4 protein-coding genes are annotated in these 1,141 nt (G+C 73.2%); all 4 read left to right on the top strand.

Translation table 11 applies throughout. The annotated features are described in order from the left end of the window. Nucleotides 1–368, top strand: a 368-nt coding sequence (locus tag ACWDTP_RS38605; protein WP_450028472.1) for a hypothetical protein, incomplete at its 5' end; no start/stop codon positions are given. Beyond that, entirely contained in the window at nt 365–604 is a 240-nt protein-coding gene (locus tag ACWDTP_RS38600) for a hypothetical protein (protein WP_450028471.1), read from the top strand. The genes ACWDTP_RS38605 and ACWDTP_RS38600, both read left to right, overlap by 4 nt. Next, the gene (locus ACWDTP_RS38595; RefSeq protein ID WP_450028470.1) at nt 601–768 is read left to right on the top strand and encodes a hypothetical protein; all 168 of its coding nucleotides are present in this window, start codon (nt 601–603) and stop codon (nt 766–768) included. The genes ACWDTP_RS38600 and ACWDTP_RS38595 overlap by 4 nt, the downstream gene beginning before the upstream one ends. Continuing rightward, nucleotides 765–1,141: recombinase RecT (locus ACWDTP_RS38590; RefSeq protein ID WP_450028469.1), on the top strand; the 377-nt coding region annotated here is incomplete at its 3' end. The genes ACWDTP_RS38595 and ACWDTP_RS38590, both read left to right, overlap by 4 nt.

Raw genomic sequence — 1,141 nt, 5'->3', positions numbered from 1 at the left:
GCGAGGGCGACTGGGAGGTGCAGAAGTTCGCAGGTCTCGCTGTCGCCCCTGGCGGGGGCGAGTCCGTCGAGCTGACGATCTACCGGGCCTCGCACGACTCGATCGTCATGGGCCACTACACCACCGCCGCTGCGGCCCGAAGGCACTGCGAGACGGTCGTCCGCCGCGAGCACTCCGACGACTCGACGGTGAAGCTCTGGTGGCGTGAAGACGAGGACACCGTCGACCAGCCGGAGGACGGGGAGCAAGAGCTGATCGAGCACGTGAAGTCGCAGGCTGTTCCTGGCCCCGGCTTCACCCACCCGACCGGCTACGTCGTGACGCCGCTGACGGTCGCCTCCGCGTACGACGAGGAGGCCGACGAATGACGGACCTCTACGCCCAGGCGCTCGCCGACGTCCGCGCCCTCCGCATCGACGAACCGACCACACCGGCCGCAGCCCCGGCCCAGCCGAGCTGTTGCACCGGGGACCGCCGCGGCTACCAGTGGCACCAGCGGAACGGCAGCCCCGCCTGTGAGGCGTCGAGGGCTGCCAACGCCGAGTACACGCGGTCGTACGTCCGGGAGCGGCGCGCCCGCCGGAGGGCCGGTGAGGGCCTGTGAAGGGCGACCGCGACTCCTTCGCCCGGGGCGGCTTCTGGCGCCCCGCCGACCGCAGCGGCCGCGCCGCCAGCCTCCGCGCCGCCCGCGACCAGGCCGCCTACGACCACCAGCCCAAGCGCGGCGTGATCGCCCGCCTCATCAACAGGAAGGACAGCCGCTCATGAGCGTCGAACTCGCCCCGACCGGCGGTGCACTCGCCATCCGCGCCGACCAGACCGAATGGACCCCGCAGCAGGGCGCCGTCCTCCGGCAGTCCGGCATCGACAACCAGGTCGCCTCCGAGGAACTGTCCGCGTTCCTCCACCTGTGCCAGCGCACCCGGCTCGACCCGTTCTCCCGCCAGATCTACCTGATCGGCCGGTGGGACAACCGGCAGCAGCGGAAGGTGTACACCCCGCAGACCAGCATCGACGGGTACCGCGTCATCGCCCACCGCGCCGCCGCCGAGGCCGTGCACGCGCTCGGCTACGACGACACCCTGTGGTGGGGCGCCGCCCGCCGCCGGCGGGGCGGGGGGGTGGGGGGCGCCCCCCCCCC

It is taken from the genome of Mycobacterium sp. NPDC003449 (genome assembly GCF_053588415.1).
Note: the sequence above shows the minus strand (reverse complement) of the source record. Positions and strands in the feature narration are given on the sequence as shown.